Source organism: Rhizobium leucaenae USDA 9039, assembly GCF_000426285.1.
Taxonomy (GTDB): domain Bacteria; phylum Pseudomonadota; class Alphaproteobacteria; order Rhizobiales; family Rhizobiaceae; genus Rhizobium; species Rhizobium leucaenae.
This window is the reverse complement of record NZ_AUFB01000010.1, coordinates 26,299-43,126: the sequence shown is the minus strand read 5'-3', so window position 1 is coordinate 43,126 and position 16,828 is coordinate 26,299. Positions and strand designations below refer to the sequence as shown.

Genomic DNA, 16,828 nt, shown 5'->3' with positions numbered 1-16,828 from the left:
TCAACGCGACATCATCCGACGCGACGGAGCTGGAATGACGGCGTGTATCATCCAAAGCACGCGCCTGCTCTGTAAGCGCCTTGCGTCGCCTGCTCCAGGCGTGGTGCTCGTTCAAAAGGGCCAGAAGATCATTCTCGATCGGGTCGCCGACATGAAGGCTTGCGCCGGCGATCTCGTGCTGATCCCTGAAGGCGCCACCTCGGATATCATCAACGAGCCCGATGGCCTTGACGGCTATCAGGCGCTTGCCCTGCAGTTCGCGCCAAACCTGATCGCCGATTTCACCGTGGGCGATGCCAGGCCGGTACAGGAGGTCAAGGTTCTCACCGGCATGCCGCCAGCTTTTGAAGAAGCCTATGGCAAGGCGATCGAGGCGATCCGCAATGGCCCCCTCCTGCCGGATAGCATCGCCGCATCCCGCGTCAATGAAATCCTGTTGTGGCTCGGCGCGCTCGGCCACCGGTTTGCGCCGATCGCGAACCCCGGTCCGATCGAGCGCCTGCGCAAGATCATCAATTCCGATCCAGCCTATTCCTGGCGCGCTCCGGAACTGGCGAAGACGATCGGCATGAGCGAGGCCAGTCTGCGGCGCAAGCTGGCAGCGTCGGGAACGAGCTTTTCCGAGCTTCTGGCCGATATCCGCATGACGACGGCGCTCACCCTGCTGCAAACAACCGAGAAGTCTGTGACGCAAATTGCGCTGGATGTCGGCTATGACTCGGCCTCCCGCTTCACCGCACGCTTTCGGGCACGTTTCGATTTCGCGCCAAGCGAAATTCGCGGCCATCAGCGTGAAGTTGATCGAAACGGCGCAAAGACTGATCGAAACAGCGCAGCGCTCGTCGCCGCAGAGTGACAATCTCCGGCCGTCGACGCTGCGGGCAGCGTCGCTCTAACGGAGATTGTCATGAAATATTCTATCACCGCGGCCTTGGCTGCCATGTTGTTGGCATCGGGCCAAGCCTCTGCCTTTGAAGTCGCCAGCCCGGACATCAAGGACGGCGGCACGCTCAAGATCGAACAGGTGGCCAATGTATTCGGCTGCAAGGGCGGAAACGTATCTCCCGCGCTAGGCTGGAAAGATGCACCGGAGGGAACCAAGAGCTTCGTGGTAACGCTCTATGATCCGGATGCCCCGACAGGCTCCGGCTGGTGGCATTGGACCGTGTTCGATATTCCCGCATCCGCAAAGTCGCTGCCATCAGGCGCAGGATCGACCGAGGGGACCGGTCTGCCTGCCGGAGCCATCCAGGGAAGAACTGACTTCGGCACCTCGGCTTTCGGCGGCGCCTGCCCGCCTTCGGGCCCGGCGCATCGCTACAGGCTGACCGTAACCGCCTTGAAAGTCGATAAGCTCGGCCTCGACAGCAACGCCAGCGGGGCACTGGTGGGCTACATGACGCAGGCAAACGCGCTCGCCTCCGCTTCCATCACCGCCACCTACGGCCAATGACGGTGCGCTGACAAAGAGGCAACGCCCTTGCTGCGAGTGCAACGGGCGTTGCATAAAAATATTGGTTGCCGATCAATCCTCGCTCGACTTCGCATTCTCCAGCATCATGTAGTCCAACGGCAATTCCGTGGAATATTTGATCTGTTCCATTGCAAAGGCCGAGGAGACGTCACGGATTTCGATCTTGGCGATCATGCGCTTATAGAAAGCGTCATAGGCAGCGATATCCGGCACGACGACGCGCAGCAGATAGTCGACATCGCCGCTCATGCGATAGAATTCCACCACTTCCGGGAAGTCGGCGATCACTTCGGAAAAACGCTTGAGCCACTCGATCGAGTGACTGTTGGTACGGATCGATACGAAAACGGTGACCTTGGTGTTGACCTTTTCGGGGTCCAGCAGGGCGACGCGACGGCGGATGACGCCGTCCTCTTCCATCTTCTGGATTCGGCGCCAGCATGGTGTCGTCGACAGTCCGACCTTCTTGGCGAGATCGGCCACGGCCAGGGTGGAATCCTCCTGCAGCAGGCGCAGGATTTTGCGGTCAAGACGATCCATTTCGTGTGCCCTTTCGAATTATATTCTCTCTATAGCGCATTTTTGCCGGAGGAAAAGAAACTTGTTTCACGAAACAAGGATTTTCACACGTTCCCGCAAAACGGGCAGCAGCTCCGCCTCAAACCAGGGATTGCGCTTCAGCCAGCCGCTGTTGCGCCAGCTTGGATGCGGTAGCGGCAAGACGGCCGGCGACCGATTGGTAAGGAGATAACGCCGCCATTGCGAAACGGTTTCCGTCATCGACGCCATTCGGGCCGGGCCAAGATGCCATGCCTGAGCATATTGGCCGACCGTGAGGACCAGTTCGATTTGCGGCATCGCGTCGACGGCCTTTTGTCGCCAGAGCGGCGCGCATTCCCTGCGCGGCGGCAAATCGCTGCCCGCAGCGTCATAGCCGGGAAAGCAAAAACCCATCGGCACGATGGCGAAATGATCTGGATTGTAGAAGCTATCGCGGTCGACGCCCAACCATTGCCGCAGCCGGTCGCCGGAGGCATCGTTAAAAGGCAGACCGCTTTCATGCACACGCAGCCCCGGTGCCTGCCCGGCGATCAAAATGCGCGCGGTCGCGGACAACACGGCAACCGGCCTCGGTTCATGCGGCAACCGATCCGTCTCGCCACGCAGCGGCTGGTCCCGGCAGACTCGACAGGCGGCAATGGCCTTGCCCAGCGCCTGCAACTCTTCCTCCCACGCCATCAGCGATCCCATCCGATAAACTGTCGCAAATAGTCGCTGAGCCCAGCCAATGGATCACCACCGCGCCCCATCTTTTCCTCACGCCGATAGTCGCGCGGCCGCTCGAATTCGCCGGCCCAAAGCCCCGCCTTCGCCTGCCGCGCCGCCGCCTCCTCGGCAGCATAGCCGCCATAGGAAACCGCCATGCCGCTGCGCACCATCGCGCCATTGATGTCGACGCCGCCAGCTTTACAGGTCACCAGCAATCGGCCGTAACGATCATGCTCGCTTCCCCGGCATTCGGCTGCACCCGTCTTCATTAATTTATCAAGTGCCCTGCGAGCCTCTTCGCCGCAGGCCCAATCGACGTCGGCGCGCCGACATTGCTGCCGATATTCCGGCGCATCGATGCCGAGCAGCCGAAAACGGTCGCCATCGCGGGCGAGCGTATCGCCATCAACAACATAAAAGCTTCCGGTTTGAATGAGTTCCGGGGGATTGTTCATCTTCAGGGCCAGCAAACCGAGTAGTGCCAGCAGCGCGAATGTAGTCACGCCGTCACGAAAAAGACGGCTGGGCCGCGTCACGCTTTTGCCTCCTTAAAGAACAAACCCTTGGCAAAGATGGCAAACAAATCATTTCTAAGCAGCATCTTCTTAAGATTTGGCCGCTAGTCTGTAGCCCTCGGCAGGCCAAATTTCAACGTATCTATGAGCACCGGCGTCAGCACATCGACAGATAAAATCATCGTCGACCGATCGCGCAGTCACCGTAACCGGGCTGTGTCGAAGGCCGTGCGGCAGACGCGCGAGCGCCTGCAATCCGGCCACAGCAGCAGCTTCGACCGCGAAGTCATGATGATGCATGTCGACACCCTCCTGCAGGGCGCCTCGGTCATGCCGATCTTCGTCGTCCTCGTCGCCGCAGTCGGCGTCTATCTCGCAGGCGACGCGCAGATCTTCATCTGGGCCATTCCGATCCTATCGGCACATGCCATCAATATGTTGCTTGGCCGCCGTGCAAAAAAACGCGAAATGACCGCCGAAAGCGCCAGAAAATGGCGCCAACTGCTACTGCTAGGTCAACTGCTCATCGGCTTTTGCTGGGCGTATTTCGCCATGCAGAGCTGCTCGACCTGCGGCGGCGACGGTTTTGCGCTCTATAAGGGCGCGACGCTCTTGGTGGGCATATGCGTCACAGCGATGGCGAATTCTATGCTGCCGCGTGCCGTGCTCTTCTCCTTCGCGCCGGCAATCGTGGTCCTTGCCGTCAAAGCGGCGCTGACGCGCAATCCGGTCGATATTGCCTTGACCGCCGCTATCGCCGCCGCCGTCATTTTCTTCACCTTCATTACCAACCGCATGTTCCAATCGAACCTGAAGATTCTTTCCTTCCAATCGGAAAAGGACGATCTGATCGCTGAGCTGGAAGTCGCAAAATCCATGTCGGATGAAGCGCGCCGGCGCGCCGAGGAGGCTAACCTTGCCAAATCGCGCTTCCTGGCCTCGATGTCACATGAACTGAGAACGCCACTCAACGCGATCCTCGGCTTCTCCGAGGTCATGTCGGCGGAGGTCATGGGACCGCTGAACAATCCCACCTATCGCGAATACACCACCGACATCCACCGCTCCGGGCAGCATCTCCTCAATCTGATCAATGAGATTCTCGATCTCTCCCGCATCGAGGCCGGCAAGTATGAGCTGAACGAAGAAGCAATCTCGCTGCTTGATGTGGCGGAGGATTGCATCGGCATGGTGCAGTTGCGCGCCCGTGGCAAGAACATCTCCATCTCGCCGCAGTTCGAGCCCCAGCTTCCCTCGGTCTGGGCCGATGAGAAATCCATGCGCCAGGTCATCCTCAATCTTCTCTCGAACGCGGTAAAATTCACGCCGCAAACCGGAGAGATCACCGTCAAAGTCGGCTGGACTGCCGGCGGCGGTCAATATGTGGCCATCAAGGACAATGGTCCGGGCATTCCCGAAGAGGAGATTCCGGTGGTTCTTTCCGCCTTCGGCCAAGGCTCGATCGCTATCAAGAGCGCCGAACAGGGTACCGGCCTCGGCCTGCCTATCGTTCAGGCGATCCTCGCCAAGCATGACGGCCAGTTCATGCTGAAGTCCAAGCTGCGCGAAGGCACGGAGGTCATCGCCATCCTGCCGGCCAAACGCGTGCTGCAAAGCCTGCCGGCCGTCGAGGATGCACCTCTGATCGAGCGCCGCAAAAAGAGCTTTGCGTGAGGCTTAAGCCATAAAACTGCTAGAGGAAAAGCAGGTGGCTAGCGATCGTATAAAGAAGATAGAGACCGGAAGCGACGAGCATGCAGAGGACGGCGAAGGAGCCAAGATCCTTGGCATGTTTGCCGACATTGGAAATCTCGGGCGAGATCCGGTCGATGACTTCTTCCACCGCCGTATTCATTGCTTCTATGGCAAAAACGCCGAGAAACAGCACGACGGCAATCATGATTTCCGCAAGCGTTGCGCCGACGACGGCGAGCAGGATCAATCCTGCGGCTGCGAACAACAGTTCTTGCCGGAAAGCCGATTCCTGCAGCAGGCGCTGAAAGCCGCCCCAGGAATAACCGGCAGCGGCAAAGAAATGCCGGATCCCCGTTTCCTTGGTTACTGCTGATTTCGAAAACTCGGCCATCCCTGCCCCGCTTGCAATGTCCTAACCGCAATTTAGCGGACTTGCGAATACCGCCTCGTCATTCTCAAGACAAGCCGACAACCGACTCGGCCAGAGAAATCATTACAGTTTTATGACATAGATCGAAAGTCGGTCGGAATTTTGAAGGCGGAACGCTTAATAACCGCGTTCCGCCATTTCAGACGTCAATGCTTGTTGGCGACACCGGCGCTCTCGAAGGTCGCCATGCCGGAATGGCAGGCAGCAGCAGCCTTGACGATGCCGGCCGCGAGCGCTGCACCCGTGCCCTCACCCAGCCGCATGCCGAGCGACAGCAGCGGCGTCTTGCCGAGCTTGTCGATGGCTTTGACATGTCCCGGCTCGGCCGAAACATGGCCGATCAGGCAATGGTCGAGGGCGGACGGGTTGGCGGCCTTGAGGATCGAAGCGGCAGCCGTTGCGACATAGCCGTCGATAATGACTGGGATACGCTCCATGCGGGCGGCGAGGATAGCGCCGGCCATGGCCGCAATCTCACGGCCGCCGAGGCGGCGCAGCACTTCCAACGGATCGGAAAGATGGTCGCGATGCAGCGCGACGGCCTTTTCGACCGCGTCGATCTTGCGCTTCAGCATCTCGCCTTCCGAACCGGTTCCAGGTCCGACCCATTCCGCCGCCGTGCCGCCATAGAGCGCGTAGTGAATGGCAGCCGCGATCGTTGTGTTGCCGATGCCCATTTCGCCGACGCAAAGCAGATCGGTGCCGCCGGCAATCGCCTCCATACCGAAAGCCATGGTCGCGGCGCAATCGCGTTCGCTGAGAGCCGGCTCTTCAGTAATGTCGGCAGTCGGGAAATCGAGTGCCAGATCGAAAACCTTCAGGCCGAGATCATAGGCGACACAGATCTGGTTGATCGCCGCGCCGCCGGCCGCAAAATTCTCCACCATCTGCTGCGTTACCGCCGGCGGAAACGGCGTAATGCCCTGCTTGGTGACGCCGTGGTTGCCGGCAAAGATCGCGACGAGCGGCCGGTTGACGGCCGGCGACCGGCCGGTCCAGGCGGCGAGCCAGAAGGCGATCTCTTCCAGACGACCGAGCGCGCCCGGCGGCTTGGTGAGCTGCGCGTCGCGCTCGCGCGCGGCCACAAGCGCCCGGGAATCCGGACCCGGAAGGTCGCGCAGCAGCGTGCGGAAATCGTCGAATGGCAGGCCGGTAACGCTCATGAATGCCGTTCCTTGTCTTTTGGTCTCAAATCAGGTTCTTTGCGTGCGACTCTATTAGTCTTCGGCACAGGCGCGAACAACTCCAAAAACGCCCGATGCTGTCGCAGGAATAGCGGGGAGAGGATGAATATTCAGGAATACACCGGCGATACCGCACGCGCCGTAGCTTTCTTGAGCCGCATTCCCGTGCCTCCCTCTTTCTTTGAGAGCTATGACGGTAAGCTTACGCGCATCTCTCGTACCTTTCCCCTTGCCGGCCTGCTGATTGCCCTGCCCGCCGCAATCGTCTTCGGCATCCTGCTAGCTTTCCATGCCGATCCGTTGATGGCGGCGCTGCTGGCACTTGCGGTCCAGACGATGACGACAGGCGCTCTGCATGAGGATGGCTTGAGCGATATGGCTGACGGTCTTGGGGGCGGCAAGGATCGCGACAGGGCGCTGGCCATCATGAAGGATAGCCGGATCGGCACTTACGGTGCGGTGGCGCTGATCCTTTCTTTCGGACTGCGCGCCGCAGCCCTTGCCGCCATCGCTCGCGGCCTTGCGCCCTTTGCCGCAGCCCTTGTCCTGCCGGCTTCAGCGGCGCTCAGCCGGGGCGCGATGGTCTGGCATTGGTATATTCTGCCTGCTGCCAAGCCGGACGGAATTGCCGCGTCGGCCGGCAAACCGGATTACGGCGCAATGCAGGGGGCGCTCACCATCGCGCTGGCGCTTTCGGCTTTTCTGCTCTGGCCGTGCCTCAGGCTTCCCGCCTTCATCCTCTACCTTTTGATCACCGCAGCCGCGGCATTTTTACTCACTCGCCGCGTGCGCCAAAGGCTTTCTGGTCACACCGGCGACACCATCGGTGCGACGCAGCAGATTTGCGAGATCGCCGCCTTGTGTACCCTTGCCATGTGCGTTTGAAGCATCGATATATGCCACTATGCTAACACCCTGCATTCTTGTCTGCTCCATCGATATGAATACCGGCTATTGCTTCGGCTGCGGACGCACGCGCGAAGAAATCGGTGCATGGATGAACTACAGCGACGATCAGCGACGAGAGATCATGCAGGTCCTGCCGGAACGCCTCGCCACCGTCGAACGCAAGCCGCGCCGGGAAACCCGTCGCCAGCGGTTGGCGCGGGAGCGTAACCCCGTATGAGCCGCCTGAACGTCGCCCTCGCCATCATTGGCATCGGTCTCGCACTCCTCGTCTTCAACAATAGCAGCGGCACAACCTTCGGCATCGACAATGACGATTTTGCGGGCATCGTCTATCTGGTACCGCTCGCTTTGGTCATGGGTGCCGGCATTTGGGCAAGCCGCCATACCGCCAGTCAATCCCTGCGCAATCTGCTGATCTGGCTGGTCATCATCATGGCACTGGCGACCGCCTATATTTATCGCCGCGATGCCCAGCAGGTCGGCGACCGGCTGATGGCCGGCCTTGTGCCCGGACACGCCGTCGTCGTCACGACCAGCGAAGGTGGCCAGGAAGTCATTCTCCACAAGCTTCTGAACGGTCATTTCGAGGCGCAAGTAATGATCAACGGCCAGCCGATCGACATGCTCGTCGATACCGGTGCCAGCACCATCGCATTGTCGCAGAAGGACGCCGAGCGCGTCGGCATCATTCCCGAAAACCTCACCTATTCCATGACGGTCATCACCGCCAATGGCAGGGCCAGAGCTGCTCCCGTCGAACTCGGCTCCGTCGCCATCGGACCGATCCTGCGGCGCGATGTCCAGGCGACCGTCGCCGAAGACGGCAAGCTCGACCAGAGCCTGCTCGGCATGAGCTTCCTGGAAACGCTGGGCTCGATGCAGATGCAGACAGATGAGTTACGGCTGCGGGATTGATGATTTAAGCATACTTCGACGAGAGCCGAAGCATGGCGCGTCAATGAACGGTAGGCATGATGCATTCACCATCATGGATCTCGAAAGTTCGACCGTCATGCAACCGAACAAAACCAACAGGACGCCGGAGCTTGTGCTCCTGCTTTTACTGGCAACCCTGTAGGGCGCCTCTTACACCTTCATCAGGATCGGCGTGACGACAATTCCGCCGATCACTTTTATCGCCGCGCGCACTCTCATCGCCGGCTGCGTACTGTCGGCGATTCTCCTCTGGCGTGGATTGAGACTGCCCCGAGATGCCGCCACATGGCGGCGTTTCCTCGTTCAGGCCTGCCTGAACAGCGTCATTCCCTTCACTCTGATCGCCTGGGCCGAGCGAACGGTGGATGCCGGTCTGGCGACCATACTGAACTCGACCACGCCGATTTTCACCTTCCTGTTAGCGGCGACCCTGCTGCGCAACGAGGTCGTCACCGCACGCAAGCTCTTTGGTATCGCAATTGGATTGGCGGGCATTTGCTTCATCATCGGCGTCGACGCATTGAGCGGTTTCGGCCGGCAATTGCCGGCACAGCTTGCCGTCGTCGTGGCATCGATCTGCTATGCCGGAGCCGCCCTGTTCGGCCGCAATTTCAAGGGAATCGATCCGATGATGCCAGCCGTCGGCTCGCTTCTTTGCGGCGCCGTCATCCTCATCCCGGTCAGCCTCGTTGTGGATCGGCCATGGATGCTTGCGCCTTCGGCGGCCTCGATCGCCGCTCTTTTCGCGCTTGCAATCCTTTCGACCGCCCTCGCCTTCTCGATCTATTTCCGGCTGATCCAGACCCTTGGTTCGATCGGCACTACGGCGCAAGCCTATTTGCGCGTCCCGATCGGCGTTGCCATCGGCGCCATCTTCCTCGGCGAGCCGTTGACCCCGACAGCCGGTATCGGCCTCGTCTGCGTCATCATCGGCGTGATGGCCATGACGATGACACCCCAGCGGAAAGCCGCGCAGGGATAAACGAGGCCGCCCGTAAGCTAGATCAACAACGACAAATCGTCCCAAACGAAGACGATGTTGTCCGATCGCCACAGCGGGCCGGGATCGATGTAGCGTCCCGCCATCCGTCCGCCGAGCGACCGGTAAAATGCGATTGCCGGTTCGTTGCCGGCAACGACACTCAGGGCAACGCCGGGGTAGCGGCGATCGGCAAGATGCCGCGCCAGTTCCCGCATCAGGCGACGACCGAGACCCCTTCGTTTCAAGGAAGGATGGACGTAGAGAGACCGTATTTCCCCTCTTCCTTCGAAGACCGCGTGCGACGGGGCGCCGACCGAGCCGATGCCGACCGGCCGATCGCCTTGCTCAGCAAGAAGCACCAATTGATCACGGCCCGGCTCGGCCAATGTCGCCGCCCATCTGGCTTGCCGATGGGCTTCATCAAGCTCGCGAAAAGCATCGGGGGATGCCAGCGTCCGATAGGTTTCGCGCCAGACGAGGACATGCAGATTGGCTATGGCCGCCGCATCGCCCGGAAGAGCCGATCGAATATTGATGTCCATCTTCGATCAGCCGCCTTCCACCACGGCGCTTCGCAGCAATCCCACAAGATAGAGTGATCCCGTTACGAGGACCCAGCCATTATTCTGCGCCGCCATCGCCGCCGCCCGATCCAGCGCCTCTCGCGCATCCGGTTCGGCTTCGCTGGCCACTCCTATGGATCTTGCCAATGCCGCCAGTTCATCGGCCGGATGAAACCGGCCGGAGCCACCCGCCTCCGTAAACAGGACATGGGCAACGTAGCGAGACAGCACGGTCAAGAATTTATTTGCATCTTTGTCCGCCGCCAGGGCCACAATGGCGATACACTCACCGGCAAATTCGCTGTCGCGGCTGATGTCCCGCAAGACAGCCTCGATATTGAACGGCACATGTGCGCCGTCCATCACTATCGGCACTCTTTGCGGAGCTGTATTCCGAGCCGCGGGCAGTTCGAAGGAAAGCCGCTCCATTCGCCCCGGCAGATGCGCGCTATCCTTGACAGCCTGATCAAGCAGCCACGCGCCAACTGGGACGTCAGCTTGAGCACCCCCGCGCACGCGTTCGCCATGCTGTCCCAAATAGTCGAGCACCAGGCCTGCCAAGGCGGCATTCTTGCCCGCTATCGTTGCATCATCGTGGAAATCGGTGCGCAATACGGGACAACCGAGCTCATCTGCGCGTTGCTGCAAAACCTGGCCCGCGGGGTCGGAGACAGGAAGCGTCGTCGCAAGCGCCGCGCCGGGTTTCAGGATGCCCACCTTCTCGCCAGCGATCGCCTCGCGCGTGCTTCCGAGGATCTCCGTATGCTCGAGTTCGATATTGGTGACGATAGCGACCTCGCCAAAGACGATATTGGTGGAGTCGAGCCGGCCGCCAAGCCCGACTTCCACCACCACCCAGTCCAGACCTGCGTCTCGGAAGGCAAGAAAGGCGGCAGCCGTGATCACGTCGAACCAGGTGGCATCTTCGCCGGCTGTCGCTTCCCGCTTTGCAGTCTCGTAGCTGTCCAGCGTCCGTTCCAGTGCCCTTGACAGAGCCTCGTCTTCGATTGCTTGGCCCAACACGCTGATCCGCTCATTCACACGGTCGACATGCGGCGAGCCGTAACGGCCGACCTTCCATCCGGCATGCAGCAAGGCAGCCTCGATGAGCGCGGAAACGGACCCCTTGCCCTTGGTTCCGCCGACATGAATGGCACGGAAGCTGCGATGAGGATTGCCGAGCCGCTGCATGAGATCGAGCATCGGGTCAAGGCCGACGCGCATCTCTCCGCGCGGTTTGCGCTCCCAATTGGTCAGAAGATCGAGGCGCGAAAGGACATCGGACAGTGAACGGGGCTGGGAGATTGTGGGCATGGAGCACCTGCGGCAAGGCTCGAGTTGATCGCCCAGGCGCGCAGCTTGCCATCTCGTTTCGCCAATTACGTGGGCATCGAATGTATGAACCGCAGAGATGGCGATTGCAACCGGCGTGTTGGCAGGAAAGCGCCTTTCGATCAGTTCCTTAACCGATATCCCGTTCTGAAAATCCACGCGAGGGTCGCCAGGCAGATCAAGAGGAAAAGCGTGATCATCGCAAGGCTCAGTGCCGGGTTGACATCGGCAATGCCGTAGAAGCTCCAGCGAAAGCCGCTGACGAGATAGAGGACCGGATTGAGGTGGCTGACGGCCTGCCAAAAGGGCGGCAGCATGTTGATGGAATAGAAGCTGCCGCCAAGGAAGGTGAGCGGCGGCACGACCAGCATGGGAATGAGGTTGAGCTGCTCGAAATTCCCCGCCCAAATACCGATCATGAAGCCGAACAGGCTGAACGTCACCGCCGTCAGCACGAAGAACAGGATCATCATGAAGGGGTGTTCGATGGTGATATGCACGAAGAAATTCGCCGTCAGCAGGATGATCAGCCCGATCAGCATGCCCTTGGTCGCCGCAGCGCCGACATAGCCGAGAACGATTTCCGTCATGGCAACGGGTGCGGAAAGAACCTCATAGATCGTGCCGGTGAATTTCGGGAAATAGATGCCGAAGGAACCGTTACTTATGCACTGGCCTAGCAGCGTCAGCATGATGAGGCCAGGCGTGATGAAAGCGCCGTAGGAAACGCCCTCAACCAGTTGAATGCGGGAGCCGATCGCGGCGCCGAAGACGATGAAATAGAGCGAGGTGGAAATGACCGGCGAGACGACGCTCTGCAGCAGCGTGCGGCGCGTGCGGGCCATCTCGAACGCATAGATGGATTTGATCGCCTCGAAGTTCATTTGTCTTCTCCCACCAGCGATACGAAGATGTCTTCGAGCGAGCTCTGCCGCGTCGACAAATCCTTGAAATGAATTCCCGCGGCCGCCAGGCGCGACAGCAGGGCCGCAATGCTCGATTGTTCATGCTCGGCGTCATAGTCGTAGATCAGCGTCGTGCCATTCGGCCCCAGCGACAGGCCATTGCCATTAAGAGGATGCGGCACAGCATTCAGCGGCTCCAGCAGGTCGAGGATGAGCTGCTTGCGGCCGAGCTTGGCCATCAGTGCCTTCTTTTCTTCCACCAGCAACAGCTTGCCGTCATTGATCACGCCGACACGGTCGGCGATCTCCTCGGCTTCTTCGATATAGTGCGTCGTCAGGATGATGGTGACGCCGGACGCCCGCAGCCGCTCGACGACGTGCCACATGTCCTTGCGCAGCGTCACGTCGACGCCAGCCGTAGGCTCGTCCAGGAAGAGGATTTGCGGCTCGTGCGACAGCGCCTTGGCAATCAGAACACGCCGCTTCATGCCTCCAGAGAGCTGGCGCAGCATGTTGTCCCTCTTGTCCCAGAGTGACAGATCCCGCAGCACCTGCTCGATATGCGCGGGATTCGGTTTCTTGCCGTGCAGGCCGCGTGAAAAGCTGACTGTGTTCCACACGGTCTCGAACTGATCCGTCGTCAGCTCCTGCGGCACCAGACCGATCATGGTGCGCGTGGCGCGAAATTCCTTGACGACATCATGACCGCCTACGGTCACCGTGCCCCCGCTCGGATTGGCGATTCCGCAGACAATGGAGATCATCGTCGTCTTGCCCGCGCCGTTCGGACCGAGCAGAGCCAGAATCTCGCCTTTATCGACGTCGAGATCGATGCCCTTCAATGCCTGAAACCCATTGGAATAGGTTTTGGTGAGATTACGGATAGAAATGATCGGGGCCATGATGGAGGCGAAGTCCGGCTTTTCTGATTAGATCTGCGGCGTTTGCCCGCTATATAGCCGGGTCTGTGGCTTTTACCACCCAGCCGAAATGAAACACTGTGTTCGGCTGAAGGAAAGAAACCAGGCCACGGGCTGTCATTAAACCGTGACCTTACTCAGGCATATCTTCCTTAGGTGAGCAGCGACTGTCGCACTCCGCCCAACGCCTCTTGGCGACAGCGTCGGCGCCGATAATATTCGCAAATTTGTTGTCTTCACATCCCTATTGCATGCGGCATTGCAACATGAAATTCTTTTTCTGGGGCCAGCAAAGATCCCCTGTCGCTGCTGTGCGCCACTCCAGCCGGCCCCGCGCCGGCTTTTCTTTTACCGGCTCTCAATCCCGCTACCAGTTGCCGTTGACCCCGCAGCCTGCCGGCGGCAGGGTCTTGTTCTCGAAGCGCGCCTTCAGCATCGCGCAACCCTTTTCGCGGATCGGACCCGGCATCATCGTGTTAAGGCCGATGCCAACTTCATCGAACGGATCGTCGGCATAGGCAACATACGCATACCAGCGCCCGCCGATGACGAGAACGATTGCAACGAGCGCGGCGACCAGGGCCTTCCCCAGCCCTCTCTTCCTTCTCGGTGCTTCTTCCATAAAACAGCTCTCCCGCTTCGGCCGCCACAGTTATAGGGAAGTACGAGAATGCGCGTAAATGCAACTTCTTGCCCACACTATTCCACAGTGAGCCACCGCAGTTTTCTCGCGACGTTCCTCAGGCGTTTTTTGGTTTCTTCTGAGAGCGGGCGGGGCGAGCGGCACGCGCCGACGTATTCAGCGCCACGGCGGCGCGAATGAGGGCCTTCAATGCCTCTTCATCGATCTTTTCGCCCTCATGAATATCGATAGCGCGCCTGGTATTGCCTTCCATACTGGAGTTGAAGAGGCCTGACGGGTCCTCCAATGAGGCGCCCTTGGCGAAGGTCATCTTCACGACATTCTTGTAGGTCTCGCCGGTACAGATGATTCCGTCATGCTCCCACACCGGTACTCCTCTCCATTTCCACTCCTCGACCACTTCCGGGTCCGCCTGGTGGATGAGAGTTCTGACATGAGCAAGCGTCTCGCCCCGCCAATCGCTGAGCTCCTTGATTCTGCCGTCGATCAAATGGGAGGCAGAGTCCTCTGCCGTTCCTTCCTTCGGGTCACTCTTCGTCATGCTTTTCGTCGCTTTCTTCATGGATGTCGCACCGCTGTCATTCGAGCGTCAGCACGCATGCCGCACTGACCTTCACATTCGTTCGCCCGGCAGTTGGCTGGCCTGCCTTATCCAGGCGGCAAGCTGAGCTTCGTCGAGCTGATCGCCTTCATGGATATCAAGATAGCGCGTCTCCTTGCTCTTGGAATCGCCGGGAGGGATGGGACCGAGCGACGTGCCGCGAAAGAAGGCCACCTTGACGTATTTCGTGAAGCAATGGATGCCGAGGAACCAGCCTTGACCTTCCATCCCGTAAAGCGGCGAGTTCCATTTGACCGCCTTGCGCACATCTGGAACCGTGCGCGTGATGAGTGCATCGAGGCGGCGGCCGATGTCGCTTTTCCAGCCCGGCATGGCCGCGAGGTAGGCTTGTACGGGTGCGTCACCCTCGCCCTTCGCGATCTGCGGATTGCCGCCGGCAAGGAGGGTAGCGCCTTCATTGCTCGGTTTGGCCGCCTTCTTTGATCTGATGGACGTCTTATCAGTCATGGCGTTCACTCTACCGATCGACGGACAACTATCAAGATTACTTGATTTTGTAGGGCGACCTATCCCGCACTCGATGATGTGCGGCTCACGATATACTGCTGCTGTTCCCGCCCAACAAATTTGGCATCACAGGCTGCAGTATCGGCGTCCGCCCCTGCGATCCCTGAGGTCGAAATGGAAATGGTTCCAGTGTTCGGCATTGCTGCCTGGGCCGAGTACGGTGTCGAAATAATTGCAGCTATCGCTGCGCACCGCCTTCAACAGCCGGCCCTCACGGAAGGAGAACAGCCCCTTCTTACGGACATCGATGACATGGCCGTTTTTCAGGATGAAGGTGCCGACATCGATGGCATTGCCATGGGCATGTTCCGACATCGGATTGTAGCGTTGCCGGCTATTGTTCATCCGGCGGCAGGAATAGCCCCCGAGCGGCACGATTGTGCCGACGCCCGTCCAATAGCGTGTGCGGGCCGCCGGCGCCAATTCGTTCTTTACCCATTTGGCGAAGGCAAGCGTCACCTGACAGTTCAGCGTCACCGCCGGCCTGACGGCGATGTTGCCGGAAAGCCCGCTCAGAGAAACCGGATAGGGAACCTGGCAGGCCGGACCGTCGGAAATCGGCGGCTTGTCGTTGTAGACGACCCCCATACGCTGCAATTCCTGCCGGCAGGCAATTTCCGAAGCAGGCATGGCGCCGCCGGGCGCCGACTGCGGCGCCTCCTCCTGCTGTTCGATCCGCGGCATCGGATTGCCGACGCGTGGCAACATGGCGACCTGCGTATTCGGCATCTGGCGGCGGATCGGTGACTGACTGAGCTCAGCCTGTGCGGTCGGGCGTTGAATGATGGAGCGGTTGGCCTGCACCGGCGTATCCGAGCCGATCCTGTCGACCACAGGCTGATCGGTTTCGCCCTCCGCAATGTTCTGCCGTTCCTCCTGCGCCAGCCCGACAACCGGCCCGGACTGGGCTTCCTCGCTCGGCCCCACACCGAGTTCCGCATCCATATTGACGCCCTGAGAGGGCACATCCGACTGCTGTGCCAGGCCCTCTTCGACGTCCGTGGTCGTGACGGCCTCATTGGCACCGCTCATGGGCAAACGGCCCTGTTTGGCGGAGGCGGGCATCTGCGCGGCGCCCTGCCGGCTGCCCGAGAGATTATATGTGTTGGCGTAATTGGCAGAGGCGGAGTTAACGGGAGTTTCGTCACCCTGATAGCTGAACTGCCTCGGCGGCATGCTGCGATGCGGCTTGATCGAGCCAACGCGAGCGCTGCTGTCGATGTTCGACGGCGGGACGAGGCTATCGGCCGTGCAGGCGACCAGCGCCGACGACACGAGCAGCGGCAGGACAGCCCGCCGCAGAAAGGACAAATACGCCATACTCTAGATCCGCTCCTGCTGCCCCAGCCACGGTCGGCAACTATTACGAATTTTAAGTAAAAACGGTGAATGAATGCTTACCGCCAGCCAGAGTGCGACATTGGGATCCTCCGAAAAAGCGTGAAGCATTTCGAAAGAGCTGTTGTCGAGCACAGACGAAGGCTTTCCCACCGCGTCTCGATTGCGTAGGCTGAACGCCGGAATCAAAGCCTTTGTCGATTGGAGCGAGTGAATGAATGACAGCGTCAAGCCAAGAGGCGAACTGACCTTGCGTACGCTGGCCATGCCCGCCGACGCCAATCCGGCTGGCGATATTTTCGGCGGCTGGGTCATGGCGCAGATGGACTTGGCGAGCGGCATTCGCGCCGCCGAGAGGGCGCGTGGTCGCGTCGTCACCGCCGCGGTCAAGGAAATGGCTTTCGAGCTTCCGGTGAAGATCGGCGACACGTTGAGCGTCTATACCCATATCGAACGCGTCGGCCGGACCTCGATCACACTCATCGTCGAAGCTTGGGCCCACCGCTCGCGCTACGCCAAGTTGGAGAAGGTCACGGCCGGTACATTCATCATGGTGGCGCTTGACGAGAGCGGTGCGCCGAAGCCGGTTCCCGCGGAGAGCTGA

At 60.0% G+C, this 16,828-nt stretch carries 20 protein-coding genes and 1 pseudogene; 8 read left to right on the top strand and 13 right to left on the bottom strand.

Annotated elements, in window-relative coordinates; translation table 11 throughout:
- Positions 1-34 precede the first annotated feature (34 nt).
- Both K290_RS34430 and K290_RS0116575 read left to right on the top strand, forming a co-directional pair.
- Positions 35-856: a helix-turn-helix transcriptional regulator gene (locus tag K290_RS34430; protein WP_154668624.1), complete on the top strand. Its 822-nt coding sequence runs from the start codon at positions 35-37 to the stop codon at positions 854-856.
- Positions 857-907: 51 nt separating this feature from the next.
- Positions 908-1,453: a YbhB/YbcL family Raf kinase inhibitor-like protein gene (locus K290_RS0116575; RefSeq protein WP_028752966.1), complete on the top strand. Its 546-nt coding sequence runs from the start codon at positions 908-910 to the stop codon at positions 1,451-1,453.
- 72 nt (positions 1,454-1,525) lie between these two features.
- Here K290_RS0116575 and K290_RS0116570 read toward each other — a convergent pair whose 3' ends face one another.
- The 3 genes from K290_RS0116570 to K290_RS0116560 all read right to left on the bottom strand — a co-directional run bounded on the left by K290_RS0116570 (position 1,526) and on the right by K290_RS0116560 (position 3,279).
- Positions 1,526-2,014 (bottom strand): Lrp/AsnC family transcriptional regulator, encoded by a 489-nt coding sequence (locus K290_RS0116570; protein WP_028752965.1) that lies wholly within the window; start codon positions 2,012-2,014, stop codon positions 1,526-1,528.
- Positions 2,015-2,080: 66 nt separating this feature from the next.
- A complete protein-coding gene (locus tag K290_RS0116565; protein WP_028752964.1) occupies positions 2,081-2,713 on the bottom strand; it encodes a uracil-DNA glycosylase family protein in 633 nt (210 codons plus the stop codon).
- Positions 2,713-3,279 carry a thermonuclease family protein gene (locus K290_RS0116560; protein ID WP_028752963.1) on the bottom strand — a complete coding sequence of 189 codons (567 nt, stop codon included), beginning with the start codon at positions 3,277-3,279 and terminating at the stop codon, positions 2,713-2,715. Before K290_RS0116560 ends, K290_RS0116565 begins: the two co-directional genes overlap by 1 nt.
- A gap of 123 nt (positions 3,280-3,402) precedes the next feature.
- Between K290_RS0116560 and K290_RS0116555 the strand changes: the two genes are divergently transcribed.
- The gene (locus K290_RS0116555; RefSeq protein WP_028752962.1) at positions 3,403-4,932 is read left to right on the top strand and encodes a sensor histidine kinase; all 1,530 of its coding nucleotides are present in this window, start codon (positions 3,403-3,405) and stop codon (positions 4,930-4,932) included.
- 19 nt (positions 4,933-4,951) lie between these two features.
- On the opposite strand, the gene K290_RS0116550 is transcribed toward K290_RS0116555, so the two are convergent.
- Positions 4,952-5,344 carry a diacylglycerol kinase gene (locus K290_RS0116550; protein ID WP_028752961.1) on the bottom strand — a complete coding sequence of 131 codons (393 nt, stop codon included), beginning with the start codon at positions 5,342-5,344 and terminating at the stop codon, positions 4,952-4,954.
- Positions 5,345-5,529: 185 nt separating this feature from the next.
- Entirely contained in the window at positions 5,530-6,546 is a 1,017-nt protein-coding gene (gene cobT / locus K290_RS0116545; RefSeq protein WP_028752960.1) for a nicotinate-nucleotide--dimethylbenzimidazole phosphoribosyltransferase, read from the bottom strand.
- A gap of 123 nt (positions 6,547-6,669) precedes the next feature.
- On the opposite strand from cobT, the gene K290_RS0116540 reads away from it, so the two are divergent.
- From K290_RS0116540 to K290_RS34425, 4 genes and pseudogenes are all read left to right on the top strand, one after another.
- Complete coding sequence (locus K290_RS0116540) at positions 6,670-7,452, top strand: adenosylcobinamide-GDP ribazoletransferase (protein ID WP_028752959.1); 783 nt, start codon at positions 6,670-6,672, stop codon at positions 7,450-7,452.
- Between the two features lie 19 nt (positions 7,453-7,471).
- Positions 7,472-7,693 (top strand): DUF1289 domain-containing protein, encoded by a 222-nt coding sequence (locus K290_RS0116535; RefSeq protein WP_028752958.1) that lies wholly within the window; start codon positions 7,472-7,474, stop codon positions 7,691-7,693.
- Positions 7,690-8,391, top strand: a complete 702-nt coding sequence (locus K290_RS0116530) for a TIGR02281 family clan AA aspartic protease (protein WP_028752957.1) — start codon at positions 7,690-7,692, stop codon at positions 8,389-8,391. The genes K290_RS0116535 and K290_RS0116530 overlap by 4 nt, the downstream gene beginning before the upstream one ends.
- Positions 8,392-8,488: 97 nt before the next feature.
- Positions 8,489-9,394, top strand: a pseudogene (locus K290_RS34425) (DMT family transporter).
- A gap of 17 nt (positions 9,395-9,411) precedes the next feature.
- Here the strand turns inward: K290_RS34425 and K290_RS0116520 are convergent.
- The 8 genes from K290_RS0116520 to K290_RS0116485 all read right to left on the bottom strand — a co-directional run bounded on the left by K290_RS0116520 (position 9,412) and on the right by K290_RS0116485 (position 16,206).
- Positions 9,412-9,936 (bottom strand): GNAT family N-acetyltransferase, encoded by a 525-nt coding sequence (locus K290_RS0116520; protein ID WP_028752956.1) that lies wholly within the window; start codon positions 9,934-9,936, stop codon positions 9,412-9,414.
- Positions 9,937-9,942: 6 nt separating this feature from the next.
- Positions 9,943-11,271: a bifunctional folylpolyglutamate synthase/dihydrofolate synthase gene (locus K290_RS0116515; RefSeq protein ID WP_028752955.1), complete on the bottom strand. Its 1,329-nt coding sequence runs from the start codon at positions 11,269-11,271 to the stop codon at positions 9,943-9,945.
- A gap of 140 nt (positions 11,272-11,411) precedes the next feature.
- Positions 11,412-12,173: an ABC transporter permease gene (locus K290_RS0116510; protein WP_028752954.1), complete on the bottom strand. Its 762-nt coding sequence runs from the start codon at positions 12,171-12,173 to the stop codon at positions 11,412-11,414.
- Positions 12,170-13,096, bottom strand: coding sequence for an ABC transporter ATP-binding protein (locus K290_RS0116505; RefSeq protein WP_028752953.1), 927 nt, complete (start codon positions 13,094-13,096; stop codon positions 12,170-12,172). The genes K290_RS0116510 and K290_RS0116505 overlap by 4 nt, the downstream gene beginning before the upstream one ends.
- Before the next feature lie 385 nt (positions 13,097-13,481).
- Positions 13,482-13,736, bottom strand: a complete 255-nt coding sequence (locus K290_RS0116500; protein ID WP_028752952.1) for a hypothetical protein — start codon at positions 13,734-13,736, stop codon at positions 13,482-13,484.
- A 118-nt stretch (positions 13,737-13,854) separates the two neighbouring features.
- A complete protein-coding gene (locus K290_RS0116495) occupies positions 13,855-14,319 on the bottom strand; it encodes a DUF1801 domain-containing protein (RefSeq protein ID WP_028752951.1) in 465 nt (154 codons plus the stop codon).
- A 51-nt stretch (positions 14,320-14,370) separates the two neighbouring features.
- Positions 14,371-14,826 carry a DUF1801 domain-containing protein gene (locus tag K290_RS0116490; protein ID WP_037135610.1) on the bottom strand — a complete coding sequence of 152 codons (456 nt, stop codon included), beginning with the start codon at positions 14,824-14,826 and terminating at the stop codon, positions 14,371-14,373.
- A 126-nt stretch (positions 14,827-14,952) separates the two neighbouring features.
- Positions 14,953-16,206: an extensin-like domain-containing protein gene (locus K290_RS0116485; RefSeq protein ID WP_028752949.1), complete on the bottom strand. Its 1,254-nt coding sequence runs from the start codon at positions 16,204-16,206 to the stop codon at positions 14,953-14,955.
- A gap of 232 nt (positions 16,207-16,438) precedes the next feature.
- Between K290_RS0116485 and K290_RS0116480 the strand changes: the two genes are divergently transcribed.
- Positions 16,439-16,828 (top strand): acyl-CoA thioesterase, encoded by a 390-nt coding sequence (locus K290_RS0116480; RefSeq protein ID WP_028752948.1) that lies wholly within the window; start codon positions 16,439-16,441, stop codon positions 16,826-16,828.

Excerpts from the sequence above, each read along its gene's own strand:
- K290_RS0116510 (WP_028752954.1), bottom strand. The coding sequence starts at position 12,173 with ATGAACTTCGAGGCGATCAAATCCATCTATGCGTTCGAGATGGCCCGC.
- K290_RS0116555 (WP_028752962.1), top strand. The coding sequence starts at position 3,403 with ATGAGCACCGGCGTCAGCACATCGACAGATAAAATCATCGTCGACCGA.
- K290_RS0116500 (WP_028752952.1), bottom strand. The coding sequence starts at position 13,736 with ATGGAAGAAGCACCGAGAAGGAAGAGAGGGCTGGGGAAGGCCCTGGTC.
- K290_RS0116535 (WP_028752958.1), top strand. The coding sequence starts at position 7,472 with ATGCTAACACCCTGCATTCTTGTCTGCTCCATCGATATGAATACCGGC.
- K290_RS0116505 (WP_028752953.1), bottom strand. The coding sequence starts at position 13,096 with ATGGCCCCGATCATTTCTATCCGTAATCTCACCAAAACCTATTCCAAT.
- K290_RS0116495 (WP_028752951.1), bottom strand. The coding sequence starts at position 14,319 with ATGAAGAAAGCGACGAAAAGCATGACGAAGAGTGACCCGAAGGAAGGA.
- K290_RS0116480 (WP_028752948.1), top strand. The coding sequence starts at position 16,439 with ATGAATGACAGCGTCAAGCCAAGAGGCGAACTGACCTTGCGTACGCTG.
- K290_RS0116485 (WP_028752949.1), bottom strand. The coding sequence starts at position 16,206 with ATGGCGTATTTGTCCTTTCTGCGGCGGGCTGTCCTGCCGCTGCTCGTG.
- K290_RS0116515 (WP_028752955.1), bottom strand. The coding sequence starts at position 11,271 with ATGCCCACAATCTCCCAGCCCCGTTCACTGTCCGATGTCCTTTCGCGC.
- K290_RS34430 (WP_154668624.1), top strand. The coding sequence starts at position 35 with ATGACGGCGTGTATCATCCAAAGCACGCGCCTGCTCTGTAAGCGCCTT.
- K290_RS0116540 (WP_028752959.1), top strand. The coding sequence starts at position 6,670 with ATGAATATTCAGGAATACACCGGCGATACCGCACGCGCCGTAGCTTTC.
- K290_RS0116550 (WP_028752961.1), bottom strand. The coding sequence starts at position 5,344 with ATGGCCGAGTTTTCGAAATCAGCAGTAACCAAGGAAACGGGGATCCGG.
- K290_RS0116490 (WP_037135610.1), bottom strand. The coding sequence starts at position 14,826 with ATGACTGATAAGACGTCCATCAGATCAAAGAAGGCGGCCAAACCGAGC.
- cobT (WP_028752960.1), bottom strand. The coding sequence starts at position 6,546 with ATGAGCGTTACCGGCCTGCCATTCGACGATTTCCGCACGCTGCTGCGC.
- K290_RS0116575 (WP_028752966.1), top strand. The coding sequence starts at position 908 with ATGAAATATTCTATCACCGCGGCCTTGGCTGCCATGTTGTTGGCATCG.
- K290_RS0116520 (WP_028752956.1), bottom strand. The coding sequence starts at position 9,936 with ATGGACATCAATATTCGATCGGCTCTTCCGGGCGATGCGGCGGCCATA.
- K290_RS0116565 (WP_028752964.1), bottom strand. The coding sequence starts at position 2,713 with ATGGCGTGGGAGGAAGAGTTGCAGGCGCTGGGCAAGGCCATTGCCGCC.
- K290_RS0116530 (WP_028752957.1), top strand. The coding sequence starts at position 7,690 with ATGAGCCGCCTGAACGTCGCCCTCGCCATCATTGGCATCGGTCTCGCA.
- K290_RS0116570 (WP_028752965.1), bottom strand. The coding sequence starts at position 2,014 with ATGGATCGTCTTGACCGCAAAATCCTGCGCCTGCTGCAGGAGGATTCC.